General features: G+C 73.7%; 24 protein-coding genes. 19 read left to right on the plus strand and 5 right to left on the minus strand.

Annotation, left to right across the window (positions count from 1 at the left end):
* Window positions 1-37 precede the first annotated feature (37 nt).
* From ACGF4F_RS30235 to ACGF4F_RS30255, 5 genes are all read right to left on the minus strand, one after another.
* Window positions 38-1447, minus strand: a complete 1410-nt coding sequence (locus ACGF4F_RS30235; RefSeq protein WP_393082587.1) for an NAD(P)/FAD-dependent oxidoreductase — start codon at window positions 1445-1447, stop codon at window positions 38-40.
* A 65-nt stretch (window positions 1448-1512) separates the two neighbouring features.
* Window positions 1513-2721, minus strand: a complete 1209-nt coding sequence (locus ACGF4F_RS30240) for a cytochrome P450 (protein WP_357441772.1) — start codon at window positions 2719-2721, stop codon at window positions 1513-1515.
* Window positions 2718-3209, minus strand: coding sequence for a VOC family protein (locus tag ACGF4F_RS30245; RefSeq protein ID WP_357441769.1), 492 nt, complete (start codon window positions 3207-3209; stop codon window positions 2718-2720). The genes ACGF4F_RS30240 and ACGF4F_RS30245 overlap by 4 nt, the downstream gene beginning before the upstream one ends.
* A 23-nt stretch (window positions 3210-3232) precedes the next feature.
* Complete coding sequence (locus tag ACGF4F_RS30250) at window positions 3233-4618, minus strand: FAD-dependent oxidoreductase (protein ID WP_357441768.1); 1386 nt, start codon at window positions 4616-4618, stop codon at window positions 3233-3235.
* 12 nt (window positions 4619-4630) lie between these two features.
* A complete protein-coding gene (locus ACGF4F_RS30255; protein ID WP_357441766.1) occupies window positions 4631-6262 on the minus strand; it encodes an AMP-binding protein in 1632 nt (543 codons plus the stop codon).
* Window positions 6263-6399: 137 nt separating this feature from the next.
* Here ACGF4F_RS30255 and ACGF4F_RS30260 point away from each other — a divergent pair, with 137 nt between their 5' ends.
* The 19 genes from ACGF4F_RS30260 to ACGF4F_RS30350 all read left to right on the plus strand — a co-directional run bounded on the left by ACGF4F_RS30260 (window position 6400) and on the right by ACGF4F_RS30350 (window position 23738).
* The gene (locus ACGF4F_RS30260) at window positions 6400-6633 is read left to right on the plus strand and encodes a ferredoxin (protein ID WP_357441764.1); all 234 of its coding nucleotides are present in this window, start codon (window positions 6400-6402) and stop codon (window positions 6631-6633) included.
* Entirely contained in the window at window positions 6630-7805 is a 1176-nt protein-coding gene (locus ACGF4F_RS30265) for a steroid 3-ketoacyl-CoA thiolase (protein WP_357441762.1), read from the plus strand. The genes ACGF4F_RS30260 and ACGF4F_RS30265 overlap by 4 nt, the downstream gene beginning before the upstream one ends.
* A gap of 1 nt (window position 7806) precedes the next feature.
* Window positions 7807-9000, plus strand: a complete 1194-nt coding sequence (locus tag ACGF4F_RS30270; protein WP_393082594.1) for a CaiB/BaiF CoA transferase family protein — start codon at window positions 7807-7809, stop codon at window positions 8998-9000.
* Between the two features lie 163 nt (window positions 9001-9163).
* Window positions 9164-9904, plus strand: a complete 741-nt coding sequence (fabG, locus tag ACGF4F_RS30275) for a 3-oxoacyl-ACP reductase FabG (RefSeq protein ID WP_357441758.1) — start codon at window positions 9164-9166, stop codon at window positions 9902-9904.
* Complete coding sequence (locus ACGF4F_RS30280; protein ID WP_357441756.1) at window positions 9901-10362, plus strand: hypothetical protein; 462 nt, start codon at window positions 9901-9903, stop codon at window positions 10360-10362. Before fabG ends, ACGF4F_RS30280 begins: the two co-directional genes overlap by 4 nt.
* Entirely contained in the window at window positions 10359-10910 is a 552-nt protein-coding gene (locus ACGF4F_RS30285) for a beta-hydroxyacyl-ACP dehydratase (protein WP_357441753.1), read from the plus strand. The genes ACGF4F_RS30280 and ACGF4F_RS30285 overlap by 4 nt, the downstream gene beginning before the upstream one ends.
* Window positions 10900-11154 (plus strand): acyl carrier protein, encoded by a 255-nt coding sequence (locus tag ACGF4F_RS30290; protein WP_357441751.1) that lies wholly within the window; start codon window positions 10900-10902, stop codon window positions 11152-11154. The genes ACGF4F_RS30285 and ACGF4F_RS30290 overlap by 11 nt, the downstream gene beginning before the upstream one ends.
* A gap of 3 nt (window positions 11155-11157) precedes the next feature.
* The gene (locus ACGF4F_RS30295) at window positions 11158-12363 is read left to right on the plus strand and encodes a beta-ketoacyl-[acyl-carrier-protein] synthase family protein (RefSeq protein ID WP_357441749.1); all 1206 of its coding nucleotides are present in this window, start codon (window positions 11158-11160) and stop codon (window positions 12361-12363) included.
* Window positions 12360-13433 carry a beta-ketoacyl synthase N-terminal-like domain-containing protein gene (locus ACGF4F_RS30300; RefSeq protein ID WP_393082599.1) on the plus strand — a complete coding sequence of 358 codons (1074 nt, stop codon included), beginning with the start codon at window positions 12360-12362 and terminating at the stop codon, window positions 13431-13433. The genes ACGF4F_RS30295 and ACGF4F_RS30300 overlap by 4 nt, the downstream gene beginning before the upstream one ends.
* Window positions 13434-13436: 3 nt before the next feature.
* Window positions 13437-14555: a beta-ketoacyl synthase N-terminal-like domain-containing protein gene (locus ACGF4F_RS30305; protein WP_357441745.1), complete on the plus strand. Its 1119-nt coding sequence runs from the start codon at window positions 13437-13439 to the stop codon at window positions 14553-14555.
* Window positions 14552-15607 (plus strand): beta-ketoacyl synthase N-terminal-like domain-containing protein, encoded by a 1056-nt coding sequence (locus ACGF4F_RS30310; RefSeq protein ID WP_393082602.1) that lies wholly within the window; start codon window positions 14552-14554, stop codon window positions 15605-15607. Before ACGF4F_RS30305 ends, ACGF4F_RS30310 begins: the two co-directional genes overlap by 4 nt.
* On the plus strand, window positions 15604-16401 hold the full coding sequence (locus tag ACGF4F_RS30315) for an alpha/beta hydrolase (RefSeq protein WP_357441742.1): 798 nt from the start codon (window positions 15604-15606) through the stop codon (window positions 16399-16401). The genes ACGF4F_RS30310 and ACGF4F_RS30315 overlap by 4 nt, the downstream gene beginning before the upstream one ends.
* The gene (locus ACGF4F_RS30320) at window positions 16398-17336 is read left to right on the plus strand and encodes a thioesterase family protein (RefSeq protein WP_357441740.1); all 939 of its coding nucleotides are present in this window, start codon (window positions 16398-16400) and stop codon (window positions 17334-17336) included. Before ACGF4F_RS30315 ends, ACGF4F_RS30320 begins: the two co-directional genes overlap by 4 nt.
* Window positions 17333-18070: a DsbA family protein gene (locus tag ACGF4F_RS30325; protein WP_357441739.1), complete on the plus strand. Its 738-nt coding sequence runs from the start codon at window positions 17333-17335 to the stop codon at window positions 18068-18070. Before ACGF4F_RS30320 ends, ACGF4F_RS30325 begins: the two co-directional genes overlap by 4 nt.
* Window positions 18070-18804, plus strand: coding sequence for a class II aldolase/adducin family protein (locus tag ACGF4F_RS30330; RefSeq protein ID WP_357441738.1), 735 nt, complete (start codon window positions 18070-18072; stop codon window positions 18802-18804). Before ACGF4F_RS30325 ends, ACGF4F_RS30330 begins: the two co-directional genes overlap by 1 nt.
* A gap of 2 nt (window positions 18805-18806) precedes the next feature.
* Window positions 18807-20369 carry an AMP-binding protein gene (locus ACGF4F_RS30335; RefSeq protein ID WP_393082607.1) on the plus strand — a complete coding sequence of 521 codons (1563 nt, stop codon included), beginning with the start codon at window positions 18807-18809 and terminating at the stop codon, window positions 20367-20369.
* Window positions 20357-21628, plus strand: a complete 1272-nt coding sequence (locus ACGF4F_RS30340; protein WP_393082610.1) for a cytochrome P450 — start codon at window positions 20357-20359, stop codon at window positions 21626-21628. Before ACGF4F_RS30335 ends, ACGF4F_RS30340 begins: the two co-directional genes overlap by 13 nt.
* 34 nt (window positions 21629-21662) lie before the next feature.
* Window positions 21663-22343, plus strand: a complete 681-nt coding sequence (locus tag ACGF4F_RS30345; protein WP_357441733.1) for a peroxiredoxin-like family protein — start codon at window positions 21663-21665, stop codon at window positions 22341-22343.
* A 66-nt stretch (window positions 22344-22409) separates the two neighbouring features.
* Window positions 22410-23738 (plus strand): LLM class flavin-dependent oxidoreductase, encoded by a 1329-nt coding sequence (locus tag ACGF4F_RS30350; protein ID WP_357441732.1) that lies wholly within the window; start codon window positions 22410-22412, stop codon window positions 23736-23738.
* Window positions 23739-23743 lie beyond the last annotated feature (5 nt).

Raw genomic sequence — 23743 nt, forward strand, 5'->3', positions numbered from 1 at the left:
CGCCGTCGCCGGGCGGGCCTCGGTCGCCGGTCGCGGGTCAGTCGCTGCCGCGTTCCGCGACGGTCCGGCCGGGGCTCGCCGTACGGCGGGCAAAGAACCGGTTGGGTGCCAGCGCCGCCCGGTACGGCAGCAGCAGCGGCAGCCGGTCGCCGACCCGTTGCCGCCAGATGAAGAACTCGCCGCCCTTGTCACCGAACGGGGCGGGCAGGAACTTGGGCTGGTTGACCGTCACGAACGCCAGCTCGGTGAACTCGGTCTTGCGGCCCAGCACGAGGTCGCGCAGGATCTTGCCGCCGGTGTGGCTCGCAGCGATCCCGCTGCCGGTGTACCCGTGCCCGTAGACCATGCCCGAGTCGGTTCGGCCGAACTGCGGGATGAAGCTGTGGCTCCAGCTGATGAGCCCGCCGTTGCCGTGGCTGAACCGGACGTCCCGCCACTGGGGGAAGAACTCGCGGAACGACTCGCCCAGCTTGTCGAACGCCTCGTCGTTGCGGCGGTGGCGGGGATCGGTGTCCCGGTTGGCGAACATGTACCACAGGCCGCCCGCCCAGAGCACCCGGTTGTCGGCCGTCAGTCGGGCCGCCGTGGAGAACGACAGCGAGTTCGCCACCCCCTCGCGCCCCGGCCAGGCCACCCGGCCCAACTGCTCCTCCGTCAGCGGCTCGGTGACCAGCAGGTAGCTCCACACCGGCATCTGGCGCGGGTACAGCTCGGGGAACGCGCCCTGCATGGCCTCTGTCGCCACGACCACCTCGTCCGCGGTGATCGTGCCGTGCGGGGTGCTGATCTGCCACTTTCCGTCGACCTTCCGGATCGTCTGCGCCGGGGTCTGCTCGTGCAGCACCACACCCTGTTCCTGCACCACCCGGGCGAGCCCGCGCACCAGCCGGTACGGGTTGAGCAGCGCGCCGCTGACCTTCAGCGCCCCGACGACGGTCGGCGAGCCGATCCGCTCCTGCGCCTGCGCCCGGTCGAGCAGGCGGAACGATGTCACCCCGGCCCGCTGAGCCCGCTTGATCTGCAGCTCCAGTCGCGCGAGCTGCTTGGTGTCCGTGGCGACCTGGAGGATGCCGGTGTTCTCGTACTGGGCGTCGATGCCGTTCTGCCGGCAGAATCGGCCGATCTCCAGGATCGACCGGGCGACCGCCCGGTAGACCCCACCTGCCTTCTCCGCCCCGTAGTACCAGAGCATCCGGCGCAGCACCTTGCCGGCGGTCATCTGCACGAACCCAGCGTTCATCCCGGACGCGCCGCTACCGGCGAACTCCGCCTCCACCACCCGCACCGAGATGCCCGGGTCGGCCTGCTTGAGGAAGTGGGCTGCCCACAGGCCGGTGTAGCCCGCGCCGACGATGCACACGTCGCAGGAGGCATCCCCGTCCAGCGGCGGGCCGACGTCGGTCGGTTGCGTGGAGTGCCAGTACATCTCTGTGGACAACTGCGCCATACGGGTTTCTCCTTAACGGCTGTCGCGGGCAGGAACGGCTGTCGCGGGGTGGGCGGGTGGCGGCGTCACGCGGGGCGGACGGCCAGCGGAAGGCGCTCGAAGGAGCGCAGGCTCCCGTGCTGGCGGCGGCGGGCGTCGCCGTCGGCGGCGAGGTCGCGGAACCGCGTCGCGAGCGCGGTGAACGTCAGCTCGCCCATCAGCCGGGCCAGCGCGGTGCCCAGGCAGTGGTGCAGGCCGCCGCCGAAGCCCAGGTGCGGGTTCGGGGCCCGGGACAGGTCCAGCTCGGCCGGCCGGTCGAAGACCGCCGGGTCGCGGTTGGCCGCGCCGAGCAGCAGCATCACCGACCGGCCCGCCCTGATCTTGTGCCCGCCGATCTCGACGGCCTCCCGGGCCACCCGGATCGCGTTCTGGATCGGCGAGTCGAACCGGAGGAACTCGTCGACGGCCGACCGGACCAGCGTGGGGTCCCGGCGCAGCCGGTCCAGTTGGTCGGGATGCTCCAGCAGCGCCATGCATCCGTTGGAGACCAGCCCCATGGTCGTCTCGAACCCGGCGTGGAACAGGAACAGCAGGTTGTCGACGATCCCGGCGACGTCCCCGCGTTCCTCGGCCGGAGCCGCCGCGAGCATGCCGGCCAGGGTGGCGTCGCCGGCGGGGGCGTCCCGCAGCAGGTCGGTGACGTACTCGCGCAGCCAGGCGACGGCGGCGTCGACGCCGCCGCGCTCGTCGGGCTGGAGGTTCGCCGCGTCGAACACCCGGGCCAGGTCGATCACCCGGGGCAGCACCTCCGCCCGGTCGGCGTCAGGGATGCCGATCAGCCGGCAGATCACCGTGACCGGCAGCGGCACGGCCAGCTCCGCGACGAGGTCGAGGCGGCCGGCGTCGCGGGCCGGGGCGAGCAGGTCCGCGACGAGCGCGGTCACCGCCGGGGTCATCGCCCGCACCCGGGGCAGGCCGAACGCCTGCCCGAGAAACCGGCGGGCGCGGGTGTGCTCCGGCGGGTCCTGGGTGAGGACGATGCGGGAGGGAAACTCGGCCGCGGGCCCGTCGCCCAGGGTCAGCCGGATGAACTCCCGGGGGAAATGGCTGGCCAGCCGGCCGTCCCGCAGCAGGGCGCTGACCGCGGCGTGGTCGACCACCAGCCACTGTCCGAACTCGCCCCGCACGACCGGGCCCTGCGCACGCAGCCGCTCGTACTCCGGATAGGGATCGTCGGCGCAGGCCAGGTCGACCGCGGCGATCCGGGGCCGGGCAACGGCGTCGGGGAGCGTCACGGCTGCCCGCCGACGCGCTCGGCCCGCCGGGCCCGGTGGTGCTTCCGCATCTGCCGCATGAAGTAGTCGGCGTTGAGCCAGTACAGCTCCAGCCAGATGTTGTCCGGGTCGCGCAGCCACACGCCGTGCCCGGCCTCCAGGAACAGCTCCTGCACCCCGCCGTGGCTGACGCCCACGGAGTCCAGGTGCGCCACCCAGGTGTGCAGGTCCTCCCGCTCGGGAACGTGGAAGGCAAGGTGGTGCAGCCCCACCCGGTGCTCGTCGAACGGCTCCTCGACCGGCCGTTCGGCCTGTCCGAGGACGATGGAGGTCAGGGCGCGGGAGTGCAGTAGCGTCCGGAACGTGAACCCCGATTCGGCCGGCCGGGCGTCGCGGACGACGGTGAAGCCCAGCGCCCGGCAGTACCACTCGGTGCTGCGGTCGAGGTCCCGGACCGTCAGGTTGATGTGGGTACCGCCGTTGAGCGGGGGTACGGAGTCGTTGACCACGGGGTTCCTCTCGCAGAAGACGATCACAGGACGGTTCGCATGACGGCTGCCGCCAGGGGCGCCGTACGCCGGAGCCGGTCCTCGTACCGGTCCGCGGCGGTGGCCAGCGCGCTGACCGTGCGGACGCCGACGACCCGCAACGGTTCCGGCTCCCAGCGGCGTGGCCGGTGCCCGGCCCAGAACAGCCGCGTCTCGGGCCGGTTCACCCCGGCCACCAGGGCAGCCAGCGTGCGGCCGGCGAGGTTGCTCAGTGCGATGCCCTCGCCGCCGTAGCCGCCGGCGTGGCCGAGGCCGCTGTCGCGGTCGTACACCACGGCGGGCTCGCCGTCGCGGTGCATCCCGTACGCGCCGCTCCACTGGTGGCTCACGCGCGCGTCGGCCAGGGCGGGGAAGCTCTCCGCCAGGGACTCGCGCAGCCGGGCGAAGACCCGGGCGCCGGAGCGGGCGGTCGCGTCCGGCCGGGACCCGGCGCGGTAGCCGGCCCCCCGGCCGCCCACCAGCAAGCGGCCGTCGGCGGTGCGCTGGAAGTAGGCGAACTGGTAGCGGGAGTCGGCGACGGTGACCCGGTCCCGCCAGCCGGCCTCGCGCCACCGCCATTCCGGCAGCGGCTCGGTGGCCAGTACGCGGGAGATCACCGGCAGCACCCGGCGGGCGTGCCCGGGAAGTCCCCCCGTGTACGCCTCCGTGGTGCACAGCACACTGCGGGCGCGGATCGTGCCCCGGTCAGTGACCACGACGCCCGGCCGCAGCCCGACCGCGCGAGTGCCCTCGACGATGGTCACCCCGCGCCGCTCGACGGCCCGCGCCAGTCCGGCGGCGATGACCGCGGGTTGCACGGCCGCGCAGTGCGGCGTGAAGCCGGACAGCAGCGCCCCGGCGACGCCGACCCGGTCGGCGGTCTCGGCGGGCGACAGCAGCGCCATGTCGGTGATGCCGAGCTTGAGCCGCATGTCCTGCCAGTTTCGCAGCCGCGCCACCTGGGGTTGGGTGCGGGCGACGTAGAGCGAGCCGTCGCGCCGCCACCCGCAGTCGATGTCCTCGGCGGCGAGGACCCGCTCGATCTCGTCGAGGGTGCGCCGGCCCGCACGGTAGAAGCGCATGGCGTCCATCGGGCCGTAGCGCTGCACCAGGTTGGCCAGCAGGGCGGGCATCTCGGTGGTGCACCAGCCGCCGTTGCGCCCACTGGCCCCGTAGGCCACTCGCTCGGCGTCGATGACCAGCACGGAGGCCTGCGGCACCAGTTCCGTCAGGTAGTAGGCGGTCCACAGGCCGGTGAATCCGGCGCCGACGACGACCACATCCGTCCGCACGTCGCCGGACAGGGCCGGCCGCCGCTCGCGCAGCGGCGCGGGCAGCGTGTCCAGCCACAGGCTCACCGGCCGCCGACGCCGGTCGGGGGAAGCCGTCATGCCGCGCCGCCGCTACCGGGTGACGCTCAGGTCGCCGAGGACCGCGGCGGCCAGTGCCCGCTTGTCGACCTTGCCGACGGTGGTCAGCGGCAACGCCTCGACGATCTCGAGCCGGTCCGGCAGCTTGTAGTCGGCCAGCCCCCGATCCCACAGCAGCTTGCGCAGCTCCATCAGGCTGGGCGCCGGGTCGTCGGCGACGACGACCGCGCAGGTCTTCTCGCCCAGCCGCTGATCGGGGATTCCGACGACGGCCGCCGCCCGGACCCGGTCGTGGGCCAGCAGGTGCCCCTCGACCTCGTCGGCCATCACCTTCTCCCCGCCCCGGTTGATGACGTCCTTGATCCGGCCGGAGATGACCAGGCGGCCCGCATCGTCGATCCGCGCCAAATCGCCCGTGCGGAGAAAGCCGTCGGGGGTGAAGACCGTCCGGTTGTGCTCGGGTACGGCGTAGTAGCCGCGCAGCGCGCACGGCCCGCGCACCAGCAGCTCGCCGACCTCGCCGGGCGGGACGGCGGTGCCATCGGCATCGACCACGAGAAGTTCGTCGTCGGCGCACATCGGGGTGCCCTGGGTGGTCGCCGCGGCCTCGTCGCCGTCGCCGGGGCGGGTGAAGCAGAGCATGCCCTCGGCCATGCCGAACCAGTGGGTGAGCGTGGCACCCAGGGCCGGGCGCACGGCGCGGGCGAGGTCGGGGTGCAGCACGGCCCCACCGACCTCGATGACCAGCTCGGACAGGTCAACGTCGAACAGGCCGGCGGTCTCCACCCACAGCGACAGCACGGCCGGCATGACGGTGGTGAGGGTGACCCCCTCCTGAGCCATGAGCGGGAACGCCTCGTCCGGGCTGGGGCTGGACGACAGTACCGCTCGGCCGCCCACCCTTAGCGCCCCGAGCACGCCCGGGCAGCCCAGGGCGGCGTTGTGCGCCACCGGCACCGCGGCGAGGTAGGCGTGCCGGTGGTCGAACGACATCGCCTCGGCGGTGGCGCGCAGCTGGAAGGCGTAGTCGTCGTGGGTGCGGGGAATCAGCTTGGGCAGCCCGGTCGTCCCGCCGGAGAGCAGGAAGAAGGCCACGTCCTGCGGGTCGGGCCGGGGCAGTTCCCGGGCCGGGGCGCGCACGTCCGACCAGGCCAGGAACGGCCCGGGTTCCCCGACCACGAGCACGTGTCGCAGGGTGGGGCAGGCGGCGCTAACCTCCTGCGCCACCGCGCGGTGGTCCACCCCAGGCACCCGGTCGGAGGTGACGAGGGCGACGGCCCCGACGTACTGCGCCAGGTAGGTCAGCTCGGCCCGCCGGTGGGCCGGCAGGGCCAGCACCGGCAGGGCGCCAGCGCGGAACAGCGCCACGCAGGTCACCACGAACTCGACGGTGTTGGGCAACTGGACGACCACGGCGTCGCCGGGTCGCACGCCCAGCTCGATCAGGCCCGCAGCCAGCTCGTCGGCGCGTGCGTCGAGTTCGCCGTACGTGTGCCGACCATGCCGGGTGACGACGGCGGTGCGCCCGGGATCGCGGGCCTCGGCGTCCCAGTCGGCCCAGGGGCGGAGCAGGTCGCCGAGCACCTCGCCGCGCCAGTAACCGGCCTTGCGGTAGCGGTCGGCGAACTCCGCCGGCCAAGGGGTGAAGCCTTTACGAGCAGCCACGGAGCCTCCCGTACGCCGATCACCGGCTGGAGCCGGCCAGCTGGTATCCGTACGCACGGTATCGACGGTCCCGAAGACACACAAGAGCCTTCACAAAGACGATGCTCGTATTTCCCAGATACGAGTACTCCACTACGGTGGAACACGAGCACCGTGACCGAGAGGGGATGGCGGCGATGCGGGTACGGGTGGACTTCGACAGGTGCGACAGCAACGGCCTCTGCGAGCTCGCCGCGCCGGCGGTCTTCGAGGTGCGCGACGACGACTTCCTCCACGTGCTGCAAGAGAACCCGCCGCAGGAGCTGTGGAACGAGGTGACGCAGGCCGCCAACGCCTGTCCGAAGCTTGCCATCACGTTGGAGGACCGGTGATCGCGGAGGACCGCGAGCCGGTCGTCGTCGCGGCGGTCCGCACCCCCATCGGCAAGCGCGGCGGGGCGCTGGCCGGGCTGAAGGGCGTCGAGCTGCTCCGGCATGTGCTCAGAGCCGTCGTCAACGCCGCGGGCGTCGCGCCCGACGCCGTGGAGCAGGTGGTGGGCGGGTGTGTCACCCAGGCGGGCGAGCAGAGTTTGAACGTCACCCGCAACGCGTGGCTCAGCACCGGGTGGGATCCGGCGGTCGGCTGCACGACCGTGGACGTCTCGTGCGGCTCCGCCCAGCAGGCCAACCACCTCGTCGCCGCGCTCATCGGCAGCGGCGCGATCAGCGTGGGCATCGCCTGCGGGGTGGAGTCCATGAGCCGGGTCCCGATCGGCGTCAACCTCTACAACGGACCGGGCCACTACAAGACCGCCGACTACCCGTGGGACGACCCGCCGCGCGCGCAGTTCGGCGGCGCCGAGCGGATCGCCGCCCGGCAGGGCATCACCCGCGCCGACGCCGACGCGTACGGGGTGCTCTCCCAGGCGCGCGCCGCGGCGGCCTGGGCGGCCGGGCGCTTCGACCGGGAGGTGGTCGGTCTCGACGCGCCGGCGTCGGACGACGTCAGCTCCGCCGGGCGCCACCGGGTCGACCGGGACGAGGGGCTGCGCGAGACCACGATGGAGGGCCTGGCCAAGCTCGCGCCGAACGTGCCCGATGGCGTGCACACCGCCGGCACCACCTCCCAGGTGTCGGACGGGGCGGCGGCGATCCTGTGGATGTCCCGCGCCCGGGCCCGGGCGCTGGGGCTGCGGCCCCGGGCGAGGCTGGTCGCCCAGGTGGTCACGGGGGCCGATCCGTACTACCTGCTCGACGGGCCGGTGGCGGCGACCGGCCGGGCGCTGGAGCGCGCCGGCATGACCCTGGCCGACCTCGACCTGGTCGAGGTCAACGAGGCGTTCGCGGGCGTGGTGCTCAACTGGGCGCAGCAGCACGACACCGACCTGGAGCGGGTCAACGTCAACGGCGGGGCGATCGCGCTGGGCCATCCGCTCGGCTCCAGCGGCACCCGGCTGCTCGTCACCGCGCTGCACGAGCTGGAGCGCCGCGACTCGCAGACGGCGCTGGTCACGATGTGCTGCGGGGGATCGCTGGGCACCGCGACGATCCTGGCCCGGGTGTGACGTGCGGCGCGAGGAGTTCTACCGGGAGGCCCGCGACGACCGGGACGGCCCCCTGCACGGCCTGTCCGTCCTGGACGTGACCAAGGTGTGGTCCGGCCCGTTGGCCACGAGCCTGCTCGCCGACATGGGCGCGAACGTGGTCCGGGTCGAGCTGCCGCACGGCCGCGACGGCGAGGTGCCGCCGGAGATCCCCGGCACGGGGCTGTCCTGGTTCCGTGAGACGGTGAACCGGAACAAGCGCAGCGTGGGGCTGGACCTGCGGCACCCCGCCGGCCGGGACGCGTTCCTGGAGTTGGTGCGCGATGCGGACCTCGTGGTGGAGAACTACAAGCCCGGCACGCTGGACGGCTGGGGCGTCGGCTACGCCGACTGCCGCCGCAGCCGGCCGGACATCGTGGTCGTCTCCATCACCGGCTGGGGACAATACGGCCCGGACGTCGACCGGCCGGCATACGACCCGGTGGTGCAGGCCGCGAGCGGCTGGATGTCGCTCAACGGTGAACCGGCGGGCCGCCCGGTCCGGGCGCCGACGTTCCTCGCCGACGAGCTGGCCGGCCTGCACGCGGCCGTCGGCGCCCTGGCCGCCCTGGCGCACCGCGACCGCACCGGCGAGGGGCAGCACGTCGACGTGGCCATGCTCGACAGCCTGCTCGCCAGCAGCTGCGGCCTGTTGACGCTGGCCGCGGCCGGCGCGCCGCCGGCGCGGTGGGGCAACCAGACCGATTTCGCGGTCCCGTCGAACGTCTACCGCTGTCTCGACGGCGACATCTACTTGTCCGTCGCCCTCGACAAGCACTGGCGGGCGCTGGCGGAGACGATCGGCCGGCCGGAGCTGGCCCGCGCGCCGGGCTACGGGCGGGGCGCGCAGCGCCGGCAGAACCGGGGCGCGGTCGACGATCTCGTGGCCGCCTGGTGCCGGCCCCGCCCGGTCGGCGAGGTGATGGCGGCCTTCCGCGCCGCGGGCCTGGTGGCCGAGCGGGTGCGCACGCTGGCCGAGGTCGCGGCCGATCCGCACGTGCGGGAGCGGGACATGCTCCAGCCGACGGTGCTGCACAACGGTGCCACCGCGCCGCTGACCGGCCCGGCGGTGAAGTTCTCCCGCACGCCGACCCGGATCCGCCGGGGCGCGCCGGCTGCCGGCGCGGACAGCCGCGACGTGCTGGGGGAGGCCGCCTCGCGCCCCGACGGGTCATAGGCTTTTCGCTGCTGTCTGCATAGTATCTACGAGTGTCTTCCGTGTCTCCTGCTGCATCTATTGATGTCGAGCCGAAGATGCTTCAACATAGGAGCACGGGATACGAGTTCCCGTCGCCGATCGGGGGCACCCGGCCGGGGCGCGGCGGGCGAAGGAGGCGTGTGTGAGCGAGCAACCGCTGGCACTGGTGACCGGCGCCTCACGGGGTATCGGCCGCGCGGTGGCCGTCCGGCTCGCCGAGCAGGGCTACGGCCTCGCCTGCTGCTACAGCAACCCGAGTGAGGCCGCCGAGAAGACCGAGGCGCAGGTCGCCGCGACCGGGGTGCCCAGCTACTTCGCCCCCTGCGACGTCGCCGACGACGCGGCCGTGGACGCGTTCATCGCCGCGGCCGAGCGGCGGCTGGGCCCGATCAGCCGGCTGGTCAACAACGCCGGCATCACCCGGGACAGCCCGCTGGTGCTGGCCCGCCGCCCCGACTGGGAAGCGGTCATCGACACCAACCTCGGCGGCACCTGGAACTTCTGCCGCGCCATGGCCTTCCGGTTCATGAAGCGCCGCGCCGGGGCCATCGTCAACCTCTCCTCCATCGCCGGCATCCACGGCAACGCCGGCCAGACCGCGTACGCGGCCAGCAAGGCGGGCATCATCGGGCTGAGCCGGTCGCTGGCCAAGGAGCTCGCCCCCTACGGCGTACGGGTCAACGTGGTCGCGCCCGGGTTCATCGAGACCGACATGACCGACGCGCTGGACGCCAAGGCCCGGGACCGGGCACTGGGCATGATCGGCCTGCGCCGGTTCGGCCGCCCCGAGGACGTCGCGGCGATGGTGGACTTCCTCCTCGCCGACCAGGCCGGATACGTCACCGGCCAGGTGTTCCAGGTGGACGGGGGGATGACCCTGTGACCGCCGCGACCGCGGCGCCGGCCTGGCGGCCCGCTGCCCCCGTCCCCTGCGCCGCCCCGTTGCCGGCCGTCGACCGGCTCCGGGTCGCTCCCCGCGCCGGCGGATGGACGATCACCGCCCGGGTCGCCGTCGACCCCCGCGACCCGAACCTGGCCGGGCACTTCCCCGGCCAGCCGATCTACCCGGGCGTGTTCGTGGTCGAGACCCTGTGCCAGGCGATGGCCCAGGCCGTGCCCGGCGCCCCCCGGCTGCGCGCGGTCACCTCGATCCGGTTTCTCGCGGCGCTGCTCGGCGGTGACGAGATGGAGCTCACCCTCGACGTGGATCCGGCGGCCCCCGCCGCGGGCGCCGCTTCCACGGCGGAGCCCGGCTGGACGGTACGCGGCACCGGCCGGCGGCACGACGGCACGGTCACCGCCCAGCTGCGCGCCGTCTTCGACGCCGGAGCGGGCGCGTGAACGCCGCCGAGATCCGGGCCGCCCTGCCACAGCGTCACCCGCTGCTGCTGGTGGACCGGGTGACCAGTCTGGAACCCGGGGTCGCCATCGAAACGGTCAAGGCGATCACCGCGACCGAGCCCTGCTACGCCCACCTCGACGACGACGCCACCGCCGAGGACTACGCCTACCCGGCATCGCTGCTCATCGAATCGTTCGGGCAGAGCGCCGCGCTGCTGTGGCTGGACGGCTCCGCCCCGTCGCACCGGCTCACCGACGACGCCGTGCTGCTCTTCGTGGGTGCCCGCGACTACACCGTCGAGGGCCGGGCGTACCCGGGCGACGTCGTCCGGCACGTCGTACGCCTGGAACGCGTTGTCGCCGACACCGCCTTCGCCACGGGCGAGAGCTGGGCCGGCGAGCGGCGCATCGCCACCGTCGGCTCACTCATCGCCGCCCGCCGCCCCCGTGCCGCGGTCGCCGAACCCGCACCCGGCCGCACCGGCACGGGCGCCGACCGCACCATCCCCGCTAACACCAGTGCCCAAGGAGGCCGACATGTCCGGTGACAACGAGCGGTACGAGCAGCTCCGGGAGATCATCGCCGAGGTGTTGGAGGTCGAGACCGACGAGCTGACCGACACCGGGGACTTCGCCGAGGAATACCAGGCGGACTCGCTGCGCGCCATCGAGATCCTGGCCCGCATCGACAAGGAGTTCAAGGTGGAGATCCCGCAGTCGGAGCTTCCGGAGCTGCGCAACCTCAAGGCCACCTACGACGCCGTCGCTCGGCACGCCGGCTGGCAGGACTGAACGGTGCGGCGCGTGGTCGTGACGGGCCTCGGCCCGGTGTCGAGCATCGGAACGGGAGTGACCGCGTTCGGCGCGGCCCTGCGGGCGGGCCGGTCCGGCATCTCCCGGATCACCAGCTTCGACCCGTCCGGGTTCCCGCACCGCAACGGCGGTGAGGTCCGCGACTTCGACCCCGCCGCCTGGCTGCACCGGCTGCCGCCCGAGCGGTGGGGCCGGTCCAGCCAGTTCGCGGCGGCCGCCGCACGGCTCGCGGCGGACGACGCCAAACTGGACCTGGACACGGTGGACCGGGGCCGGGCGCACGCCGTGATCGGCACCACCAGCGGGGAGTCCGTCGTCGTCGAGGCGTTCACCGCGCGCCTCGTCGAGGCGGGCTTCGACGCGGTGCCGGCGCAGCTGGTCGAGCAACTGCCCGCCGGCCGGCTGGCGCACGCGGTCAGTGAGGAGCTGGGCCTGCGCGGCGAGTCGCTGACCCTCGCCACCGCCTGCTCCGCCAGCAACTACGCCATCGGGTACGCCTACGACCTGCTCGTCACCGGCGAGGCGGACGTGGTGTTTGCCGGCGGCGCCGACTCGGTCTGCCGCTGGGCGCACGCCGGGTTCTTCCGGCTCGGCGCCCTCACCGAGAGCGCCTGCTCGCCGTTCGACCGGGACCGCTCCGGCATCCTCACCGGCGAGGGCGGCGCGGTGCTGGCGTTGGAGACGCGGGAGCACGCCGAGGCGCGGGGCGCGCACATCTATGCGGAGGTGCTCGGCTACGGCCTCAACTGCGACGCCAACCATCCGGTGGCCCCGGACCGGGACAGCATCGCAGAGTGCATCCGCATCGCCCACCGCAACGCCGGCGTCACCCCGGACCAGGTCGACTACATCTGCGCCCACGGCACCGGCACCCCGGCCAACGACCTGGTCGAGGCGCAGGCCGTGCTGGAGGTGTTCGGGCCGAAACCGCCGCCCATGAGCTCGATCAAGTCGATGATCGGGCACACCATGGGCGCCGCCAGCGGGTTCGGCGCGATCGCCTCCGCCCTGGCGATCGACCAGGGCTTCCTGCCCCCCACGATCAACTGGTCGCACCCGGACCCGCAGCTGGCCGACATCGATCCCGTGCCGAACGTGGCCAGGCCGGCCACCGTCCGGCTCGTGCAGAACAACGGGTTCGCCTTCGGCGGGAACAACGCGATCGTGCTGCTCGGAGCCGCCCGATGACCCCGCTGACCATCAACGGCCTCGCGGCGCTGAGCGCCGCCGGTGACCGGCCGGAGGCGCTCGCCCGACGGGTCGCCGCCCTCGCCGGGGAACGCCATCCGGGCGTTCCCGTCGGCGGGATCGTCACCGAACCGCTGCCGCGCGCCGAGGGCCACGCCCTCACCGACTTCGACGTGCGGGCACGGCTCGGCCGGCGCGGCACGAGCTTCTACGACCGGGCCACCGCCCTGGCCGTGGTGGCCTGCGGCGACGCCCTCGCCGACAGCGGGCTGACGGTGGACGACACCAACCGCGCCCGCGTCGGCGTGGTGCTGGGCACGACCGTCGGCAGCCTGAAGTCCACCAGCGACTACACCCGCGAGACCCTGGTCCAGGACAAGCCGTACCTGGTCAACCCGATGCTGTTCCCCAACACCGTGATGAACTGCGCCGCCGGCCAGGCGGCCATCCGACACGGGCTCAAGGGGATCAACGCCACGGTCACCGGCGGGCCGCTGGCCTTCTTCAACGCCCTGCGATACGCCGGCAACGCCATCCGCCGCGGCTACGTCGACACCATGCTCGTCGGCGCGGTGGAGGAGTTCTCGGCGCACCGGGCCTGGGCATCCGCGCTGAGCCCCGCGGGCGGCGAGGTCGCCGCGGGCGAGGGCGCCGCCGTGTTCGTGATCGGCAGCGACGCCGGCTCCGCCGGGCGCGCCGCGGTTTGCGCCGTGGCGACCGGGTACGGCCCCGACGGCACGGCGGAGCAGGCCCTCACCGACTGTGTCGCCCGTGCCCTGCACGTCGCGGGAGCTGCCCCGACCGACGTCACTCTCCTGGTTACCAGCGAGACCACCAGTTCCGGCCGCCGCCCGCAGCACGCCGCCGCGCTGCGGGCGCTCGACGGGCATCGGCCCGCCGACCTCGTCGTCAGCCGGGCGGCGGGGGACTGCGGGGCCGCCACCCCCGCCCTCGCCCTGGCCGTCGCGCTACGCCTGCCCGGCCACGGCGACCGGCCCCCGTCCGGCCTGGTCCTGCTCACGGCCCAGGGCACCGACGGCGGCGTCGGCGCCGCCCTGGTCCGGCGGTAGCCCGTGCCGGCGCTGATCGCGGCCAGCAGCCTGCGCACCTGTCTCGGCGACGGCGCGCGCACCTTCGCAGCGCTGCTGGACGGCCGTACGGGGGTGCGCGAGCTGCGGCACCCGCTGGCCGGCCGGCTCAACGTGACGGCCGGCTACCAGATCGACGAGCCCGCCCCCGGGGCCGCGCTGCGGGCCGGCGCCTGGCTGCGGGAGTGCGTCGCCGAGGCGCTGGCGCGGGCAGCCGTCGACCCTCGGCGGGGCCGGGTGGTGGCGCTCGTCGGCACCGGGCTGCGGGAACTCGCCGCGGTCGAGGAGTTGGCGCTCACCGGCGCCGCCACGGCCCCGTCCCGCCTGCACTTCGGGCCCGCCGTCCGGGACGCCGCGCCCGGCCTGGCCGAGGTGGTGACCATCGCCAACGCGTGCAGCGCGGGCGGGCACGCCCTCGCGCTCGCCCAGGACCTGGTCGACGCCGGCGAGGCCGACGCGGTCGTTGTCGGCGCCGCCGACACGATGACCGCCTCCATGCTCGCGATGATCGGCAAGGTCGCCCCGACGCCCACCGCGCAGGTCCGCCCGTTCGACCGCGGCCGCACTGGCGTGCTGCTCGGAGAGGGTGCCGCCGCGCTCGTCGTGGTCCCCGAGGACTGGACCGGGCCGGCCGTCGGCCGGCTGCTCGCCACCGGGCTGTCTTGCGACGCCGTGCACGAGACAGCCCCCGATCTGGACGGCATCTGCCGGGCGATGCGCGATGCCTGGGCGCGGAGCGGCCGCGGCCCGGAAGAGGTGGACCTGGTGGTGGCCCACGGCACCGGCACGGCCCTGAACGACCCCACGGAGTGCGCCGCGTTGCTGCGGTGCCTGCCCCGGCCCGGAGCGCCCCTGATCACCGCCGTCAAGGGCGCCGTCGGCCACCTGTCGGGCGCCGCCGCCCTGGCCAACCTCGACGTGGCGCTGCGGTGCCTGGCGAGCGGCATGGTGCCGCCGGTCGTCGGGCTGGTGGACCCCCTGCCCGAGGGCGACGGGCTCACCTTCGTCCGGGACGTCCGCGCCCGCCGCGGCGTCACCCTGGCCCAGGTCAACGCCTTCGGCTTCGGCGGCGTGAACGCGGTGACCCTGGTGGAGGCGCCGTGACCAGCACGCCGGCCCCGCCGGCCGCCGGTGCGGCGCCGGCCTCGCTCGCCGTCGGCGCCGCACCGGGATCCGCCCCGGCCACCGCCGTCGCGGTCACCTCCTGGAGCATCCACCTGCCCGCGCCGCCGGCGTCCACGACTACGCCGTGCTCTGCGGCGCCGACCTCACCCGGCGGGCGCGTCAGCGCGACCTCGGCACCCGGCGCGGCCGTCGTCGGCCTGCCGCCGGTGGACCCCGCCTGCCCGCCCGATCGCGCGCACACCCTGCTCGGCCGCAAGGGGCTGCTGTACAAGGAGCCGGCCACCCGGCTCGCGCTGTGCGCCGTGCACCGTGCCCTGGGCCTGCCCGACGGCGTCCGCCCCGATGCCACCCTCGATCCCGGCACCGCTGTCGTGGCCGCCAGCAACCTCGGCAACGTCGGCACGATCATCGACGTGACCCGCGCCGTCGCCCGCGAGGGCAGCCGGGGGGTCAGCCCGATGGCGGCGCCCAACGCGTCCAGCAACGTCATCGCCAGCAGTGTCGCGCTGTGGTTCCGGTTCGGCGGGCCGAACCTGATGGTCTGCTCCGGCGAGACCGCCGGCCTGGACGCGCTCGCCCTGGGCGCCCTGCTCCTGCGTGCCGGCCGGGCCGACCGGGTGCTGGTCGTCGGCGCGGAACCCGACGACGAGACGGCCGTCGCGGTGCGCCGGGGCCCCGCCGCCGGCGCCGCCGCGCCGCCGCTGCGCGCCGGGGCCGCCTGCGTGGTCCTCGAACCCGCCGCGCGGGCCGCCGTCCCGCTGGCCACCCTGACGGTCGGGCCGGCCGTCCGCCGTCGCGCGGACGTACCCCCGTGGCCGGCCGGGCCCCGGGTCGTGGTCGGCCCCGGCCACCTCGACCCCGCGGCCGCCTGGGGCGACTGCTACGGCGCGCAGGGAGTGCTCCAGACGGCGCTGGCCGCGCGGCTCGTCGCCGAGGGCGCGGACGGCGTCGCGGTGCTCTGCGGCGGCGACGACGACGGCTGGCGTACCGCCCTGCTCACCCCGGCCACCACAACCGGGAGGCAGCCGTGACGACGCCGGCCGTACGGGAGCTGCGCCGGCCCACGCCGGGCGGCCCGCTCGTGGCCTTCGTCCACGGGCTGGAGGACTCCTGGGAGAGCTGGCTGCCGTTGAGCCACGCGCTGCCGCCCGCGTGGTCCCCGGTCGCCCTCGACCTGCCGTGGCGGCCCGGCAACGACTACCAGTGGCGGCGCCGCCCCTCCGCCCAGTGGCTGGCCGACGGCCTCGACCGGCTGGGCCGGCGCCCGGACCTCCTCGTGGCCCATTCCTTCGGCGCCAACGCCCTGCTCGAACTGCTCTGCGTCCGCGACCAGCGGGTGCCCGACACCGTCATGCTGATCTGCCCGCTGTACCGGCCGCCGGACGTCGCCGTGACCTGGCGGGTGTTCGAACGCGCCCGGCGGGCCTTCGAACGGCACATCCACGACTCGCTGCGCAGCCGGCTCGGCAAGCGGCTGCGAGCCATGGAGGCCGAGGTGGTGGACCTGATGATCGCCAAGGCGGTCGACCGGATCGGCCCCGCTGGCTTCCTGACCGTGTTCGACCAGTTCTGCGCCAGCGCGTCACTGCGGCTGGACCGGGTGACGGCCCGGGTGCTGGTGCTCGCCGGCGGGTCGGACCCGACCCTGTCCCCGGAGGCCGCACGGACCCTCGCCGACGGCATGCCGCACGCGTCGCTGTCGGTCGGCGACGGCTACGACCACTTCTGCTACGCCCGCCAGCCCGAGGATGTCGCGTCCCGCCTGCGGGCCTTCGTCGACGCGATCCCCGTCGTCACCGGTCATCCCAAAGGAGCAGCCACGTGACAACCCTCGCCCCGCACCCGCCCACCTCGAGCGTCCTGTCCGGCCGGCCGCGCTACGAAGGCGCCAACATCCGCACCTGGATCGGTTTCAAGCACTTCATGTACCTGGTAGAGGAGGCGGTCCTGCAGTGGCTGCTCGACCAGGGCCACGGCGCCCGCGCGCTCTTCCACGAGCACGGCCTCGGCACCGAGATCATCGACTGCTCGGTGCAGCTGCCCGCCGTGCTGGAGGTGGACGACGAGGTCCGCGCGGAGGTGGTCGCCGGCACCGGGAACCGGCTGCGGGTGCAGCTGTCGGTGAGCCGTGACGGGCAGGACGTCGTGGTGCTGCGGGGACACGTCACGGTCGCCCTGGTGCCCGAGACCGACGCGTCGGTGCACCGGCCCGCCCCGGCCGCCATCGCGACATGGGAGGCGCCGGGACTCGGCGCGGCGACCGGCCTGCGCGCGGAGCTCCCACTGCCGGCCGGCGCCGACCCCGTCTCCGTGTTGACCCCGGCCGGCTCGGCGGCCTTCCTGTGGTCCTGGCGGGCGCCGTACTTCTACTGTCACTTCTCCGACCGGGTGCAGCACTCCGGCTTCGTGCGCGCCCTGGAGGAGGTCGTCGACCGGTTCCTCGCCGACCGGGGCATCTCTGTGGGGCGCATGCTGCGGGAACGCGCGTGGATCCCGGTGGTGTCGCGGGCCCGGGTACGCCTGGCCGAGCCGGCCCACATGGAGGAGACGGTGCACACCGTCTTCCAGGTCGACGACGTCCTGCGGTCGATGATGTTCACCGGCCGGATGGACTGCTACGTCCAGCGCGACGACCGGCTGGTGCTGGTCGCCACGGCGAGCATCCTGCACGGGTACGCGATCAGCCGGGGACCGAACGCCGGTCAGCTCGCCCAGCTCGACCCCGAGGTGTGCGCGATCCTCACCGGGGGGCACCAGTGACCCGCGCGCCCGCCCGCCCCCGGCTCTTCTTCTCCTTCCGCAGCCCGTACAGCTGGCTCACCATCCGCCGGCTGCGCGCAGCGGTGCCCCAGGCGTTCACGGAGCTGGACTGGTTCCCTTACTGGGACCCCGACGCGCGCACCTGTGCCGCCCTCGACGAGCGCGGCGCGGAGTTCCACTACGTGCAGATGAGCCGGGCCAAGCACCTCTATCTGCTGATGGACACGAAACGGCTGGTGCAGCGCGAAGGTGTGCCGATGGCGTGGCCGATCGACGTCGACCCGCACTGGGAGGTGCCGCACCTGGGCTGGCTGGCGGCCCGCCGCGCGGGCCGCGCGGAGGCGTTCTACGACGAGGTGGTCGCCGCCCGATGGGAACGCGGCGAGAACATCTGCGAGCCGAAGGTGGTGGCCGGGTGCGCCGAGCGCAGCGGCCTGGACCCGGAACTCGTCACGGGCGCGGTCGACGACCCACAGCTGCGGGCGGAGGGCGCGGCCTGCCTCGAACGCGCCTACCTCGACGACGTCTTCGGGATCCCGTACCTGAAGTGGGGGCGGCACCGGTTCTGGGGACTGGACCGCCTCGACGGGTTCCTGCGGCTGTGGCGGCCCGACGCGCCCCCCTTTCCCGTTCCCGCCGACGCCGGAACGGACGACGCGGGGCTTCCTGACCGGGCGGAGGCCATCGTGACCTCCGGCGGCTACGACACCGACACGACGGGCGGGTGTGGATGATGTTCCCCCTCGACACACAGGCCATCCGGCAGCAGCGCATGCAACGGCTGGCCGCGACGCTGCGGTTGTTCGCCGAACTCGGCTACGACGAGGGTGCCGGCGGGCACATCACCGCCCGCGACCCCGAGCGGCCCGACTGCTTCTGGATCAATCCGTTCGGCATGTACTTCGGCCACGTCAAAGTCAAGGACCTGCTGCTCGTCGACAGCGACGGGCAGGTGCTCGCCGGCAACGGGCGGATCAACCCCGCCGGGTTCGTCATCCACTCGGCGGTGCACGCCGCGCGGCCCGACGTCATCTGCGCCGTGCACACCCACTCGGTGTACGGCCGGGCGTTCGCCACCCTGGGCCGCCTGCTCGACCCGATCACGCAGGACGCCTGCGCGTTCTACGGCGACCACGCCCTCTTCGACGACTACAGCGGGGTGGTGCTCGACGAGCGCGAGGGCAAACGCCTCGCCGACGCGCTGGGCTCGGCCAAGGCCGCGATCCTGCGCAACCACGGCCTGCTGACCGTGGGTGGGACCGTGGAGGAGGCCGCCTGGTGGTTCGTCGCCATGGAACGGTCCTGCCAGGTGCAGCTCGCCGCCGAGGCCGCCGGCAAGCCGGTGCTCATCGACCACGAGGAGGCCGAGCGGACCCGCGAGGTGATCGGCTCGCCCGGCATCGGCCGGTACAACTTCAAGCCGCTGTACGAGGGTGTCCTGCGCCGCCACCCGGACCTGCTGGACTGAGGATGCCGCGCGTGGAGCTACCGCCCGCCCTGCTCGCCGCCCGCGTCGCCGCCGCCCCCGACGCGCCGGCGCTCGCCGACGAGGCCGGCGCCCTCAGCTGGGACGGGCTGGCCCGCCGGGTCAACCGGTGGACGGGCCTGCTCGCCGGGGTAGGGGTCGTCGCCGGCGACGCGGTCGCGCTGATGCTCGGCAACCGCCGGGAGGCCGTGGAGGCGCTGCTGGCCTGCCTGCACGCGGGCGTTACCGCGGTGCCGGTGAACTGGCACCTCACCGCGCCGGAGGTGACGTACCTGCTGGAGGACTCCGGCGCCCGGCTGCTCCTGGTCGACCCGCCCCGGGCAGAGGTGGGCGCCAAGGCGGCGGCCGAGGCGGGCACCGTGCGAGCTCTGGTCACCGGCGACCGCGACGCGTACGGCCTTGCCGCGGCGGAGCCGGCGCTCGCGGCGCTCGACCCGCACGCCCCACCGCTGGCGCAGAAGTGCGGGCAGCTGATGATCTACACGTCGGGCACCACTGGACGACCCAAGGGCGTGCTGAACGGGCTGTTCGTCACCGGGGCGCCGTTCGAGCGGGTCACCCGCCTGCTCGACTACGCCACCGGCACGCTCGGCGTGCCCACCGATGGCCGGGTCCTGCTGGTCGGGCCCTGGTACCACTCCGCCCAACTGTTCTTCGCGCTGCTGCCGCTGCTCAACGGGGCCGCACTGGTGCTGCGGGAACGGTTCGACCCCGTCGCGACGCTGGCCGCCATCGACGCCGAGCGGATCACCGAGTGTCATCTCGTGCCGACCCAGTTCGTGCGGATGCTGCGCCTCGACGAGGCCAGCCGGGCCGGCTTCTCGGGAGCCAGCCTGCGCCGGATCTGGCACGGCGGGGGCGCCTGCCCGCCCGACGTCAAGCGCCGCATGATCGACTGGTGGGGCCCGGTGCTGGTCGAATATTACGCGGCCACCGAGGGGGGAGTGGTCACCCTCATCGACTCGGCCGACTGGCTCGCCCACCCCGGCAGCGTCGGGCGGGCCGTGCCGCCGAACCAGATCCTCGTCATCGACGACGACGGCCGCGAGCTCGGCCCGCACCAGCGGGGCCGCATCTTCATCCGTCGGCCCGGCCGCGGCTTCCGCTACCACAACGCCGCGGAGAAGACGCGCGCCGCGCACCTCGCGCCGGGGGTGTTCACGTACGGCGAGGTGGGGCACCTCGACGACGACGGCTACCTGTACCTCACCGGCCGCGCCCAGAACATGATCGTTTCGGGGGGCGTGAACGTCTACCCGGCCGAGGTCGAGCAGGTGCTGCTGCGGCACCCGGAGGTTCACGACGCCGTCGTGCTCGGCGTCCCCGACGACGAGTACGGCGAGCGGGTGGCCGCCGTCGTCGAGTGGAAACCGGGCGGCGGGCAACGGTCCTGGTCGGCGCTCGACGCCCACTGCCGGCGCCACCTGGCCGGGTTCAAGGTGCCCCGCTGCTGGCGGTCGGTCGACGCCGTCCCGCGCGAGCCGACCGGCAAGGTCCGCCTCGACCAGTTGCGCACGCTCTGCGGGGACGACCGATGGGAGCGCTGAAGGACATGCCAGCCACGCGACCGGCCCCGGTCGACATCGCCCACCCCGCGACCTACGCCGGCGGGGTGCCGCACGAGGAGTTCGACCGGCGCCGCCGCGAGGAGCCGGTCGGGTGGGTGCCGGAGCCGGCGCTCTGGCGGCACAGCGCCGCCGGCCGCATCCAGCAGCGGGGCGCCGGGTTCTGGGCGGCGACGACCCACGAGGCGGTCGTGGAGGTGTCCCGGCAGCCCGAGGTGTTCTCTTCCGCGCTGCGCGGGGCGTTCCTGCACGACCCGCGCACCCCGGCGGACCTGGAATTCATGCGGCAGCTGCTGGTGAACATGGACGCCCCGCAGCACGTGCGGATCCGCCGCCTGGTGACCTCGGTGTTCACCCCGCGCGCCGTGCGCTCGCTCGCCGACACCGTCACCCGGCACGCCCGGGACCTCGTCGAGGCCGTGCGCCGGCGGGACACGTTCGACGCGGTCACCGACCTGGCGGCGGAACTGCCCCTGCTCGTGCTCGCCGACCTGCTGGGCCTGCCCCGCGGCGACCGGCATCTGCTGTACCGCTGGAGCAACAACCTGGTCGGCTTCGACGACCCGGAGTACGGCGGCGGCGACGTCGAGGTCTACCGGCAGACGTTCGCGGAGGCGTTCCAGTACGCGCTGGCCGTAGCCGTACGGCGGCGGGCCGCGCCCCGCGACGACCTGATCAGCCTGCTCGCCGCCGCCGAGGTCGACGGGCGGCGGCTGACCGACCGGGAGTTCTGCCAGTTCTGGCTGCTGCTGGTGGTCGCCGGCAACGAGACGACCCGCCACCTGATCTCCGGCGCCCTGCACCTGCTGCTGCACGACGAAGCGCTACGCCGGCGCTGGCTCGGCGCGCCGCTGTCCACCGCCACCGCCGTCGACGAGTTCCTCCGGGTGGTGACCCCGATCATGCAGTTCCGCCGGACCGCCACCCAGGACACCACCCTGGCCGGCACCAAGATCGCCGAGGGCGACAAGGTCGTCATGTTCTACGTCTCCGCCAACCGCGACGCCGCGGTCTTCGCCGACCCCCATCGGGTGGACCTGGAGCGGGCACCCAACCCGCACCTCAGCTTCGGCATGGGCCCGCACTTCTGCCTGGGCGCCCACCTGGCGCGGATGGAGATGGCCGCGCTGCTCGACGCCGTCGTCCCGCACCTTCCCCGACTTGCTACCACGGGCCCGGTCGTCCGACTGGAGTCCAACTTTGTCAACGGCATCAAGTCGATGCCTGTGGGCTGGACCTGAGATCCAGGGCCGGACCAGCGGAGAGGAGAGCTCGATGTCCCTCAACGAACGGCTGCGAGAGTACAAGTCCCGCCAGGAGGCGGGCGAGGTGCCACCGATTACGCCGGCCCACCTCGAGGTGATCTACCGGGAGGCGCACGCACTGGCCGCCTCGGGCGCCGAGGACCGGGTGCTGAAAGTGGGCGCGCCGTTCCCGTCCTTCGAGCTGCCCGACGAAAACGGCGAGCTGATCTCCTCCGCCGACCTGTTGTCCCGGGGACCGCTCGCGGTGGTCTTCTACCGGGGCGTCTGGTGCGACTACTGCAACTTCGAGCTGGAGGCGCTGGAGGAGGTCTACCCGCGGATCAAGGAACTCGGCGCCGACCTGGTGGCCATCTCGCCCGTCACCATGCCCATGCTGCGCGCGGCCATCCGCCGCAACAATCTCTCGTACCGAATCCTCAGCGACCGGGGCAACATCTACGCCGCGCGGTTCAACCTGACCTACACGATGAACCAGGACCTGCTCGACGTGTGGGGCAGCTTCGGGATGGACTTCTCGAAGATCAACGGCGACGACAGCAACAGCATGACGATGCCCGGGGTGTTCCTCGCCGACACCGACGGCGTGCTGCGCTTCGCAACGGCGTACGCGCGCCACTGGGAGCGAACGGAGCCGGCCGACCTGCTCGCGGCCATCGAACGCCTGAGCCCGGACCGCTCGGTCCGGTCCTGACCAGCGTCAACGGTCGCGTCGCCACCTTGCGCCGGGTGGCGGCGCGACCCTCGCGAAGGGGGAAACATGCATCTCAACGTGTTCACCGAATGCTCGCCGTCGCCCCAGTTCGTCGGCATGTGGCGCGCGCCCGGCGACGCCACCGGCACCGGCTACCGGTCGCTGGACTACTGGGCGGCGGTCGCCCGGCGGCTGGAGGCCGCCTGCGTCGACGCGCTGTTCTTCGCCGACATCCACGGCACCTACGACGTCTACCAGGGGTCGTGGGCGACCGCGGTCCGGCACGCCGTGCAGATCCCCTCGATCGACCCGGTGCCGGTCGTCGCCGCGGCGGCGATGGCGACCACCGACCTGGGCTTCGCCGTCACGTACTCCACCACCTACCACCAGCCGTACGAGTGCGCCCGGCTCTTCTCCACGCTCGACCACCTCACCCGGGGCCGGATCGGTTGGAACATCGTCACCTCGTATCTGCGCTCGGCCACCGACAACGGGCTCGGCGAATATCTGGACCACGACCTGCGCTACGACCGGGCCGACGAGTACCTCGAGGTGGTCCGCGCGCTCTGGGAGCGCAGCTGGGACGACGGCGCGGTGGTCCGCGACACCGACGCCGACGTCTTCACCGACCCGTCGCGGGTGCACGCGATCGACCACCGGGGCGACTGGTTCACCGTGCGCGGGCCGCACCAGTGCGAGCCGTCCCCGCAGCGCACACCCGTGCTGTACCAGGCGGGCGCGTCGGGCCGGGGGATGGCGTTCGCCGCCCGGCACGCGGAGGTGATCTTCCTGACCATGGCCGATCCCGAGAGCGGGGCCGAGACGGTCCGGCGGCTGCGCCAGCGGGTGGCCGACGCGGGGCGCGACCCGCGCGGCGTGCGCGCCCTACAGGGCACAATGGTGATGGTCGGCGCCGACCGGGCGGACGCGAAGCGCAAGGCGGCGCAGTACCACGACCTGTGGAGCCCGGAGGGGCAACTGGCGAAGTGGTGCGGCTGGATGGACATCGACCTGGCCGCGTATCCGGATGAAACCCCGGTCGACGAGGTGAAGAACCAGGGCAGCCAGTCGTTCCTGGGCTTCCTGCGCGGGCTGAGCCCCGAGCGGTCGTGGACCATCGGCGACGTGCGGTACCTGGTGTCCCGCCCCCGGCGGGCCCGCCGGGACGCGCCGATGACCCTGTTCGGCACGGCCGAGGAGATCGCCGACCGGATGGAGCAGTGGCTGGAGGTCGCCGACGTCGACGGGTTCAACCTGATCCCGTGCAGCCCCTCGGACGGCCTTGGCGACATCTGCGACCTGCTCGTCCCCGAGCTGCAACGACGCGGCATGTTCCGCACCGCCTACCGGGAGGGCGAGACGCTGCGGCAGCGCTACTTCGGCCCGGAGGCCTGACGACA

This window comes from Micromonospora sp. NPDC047740 (assembly GCF_043204735.1).
In the GTDB taxonomy this organism is placed as follows: Bacteria; Actinomycetota; Actinomycetes; order Mycobacteriales; family Micromonosporaceae; genus Micromonospora.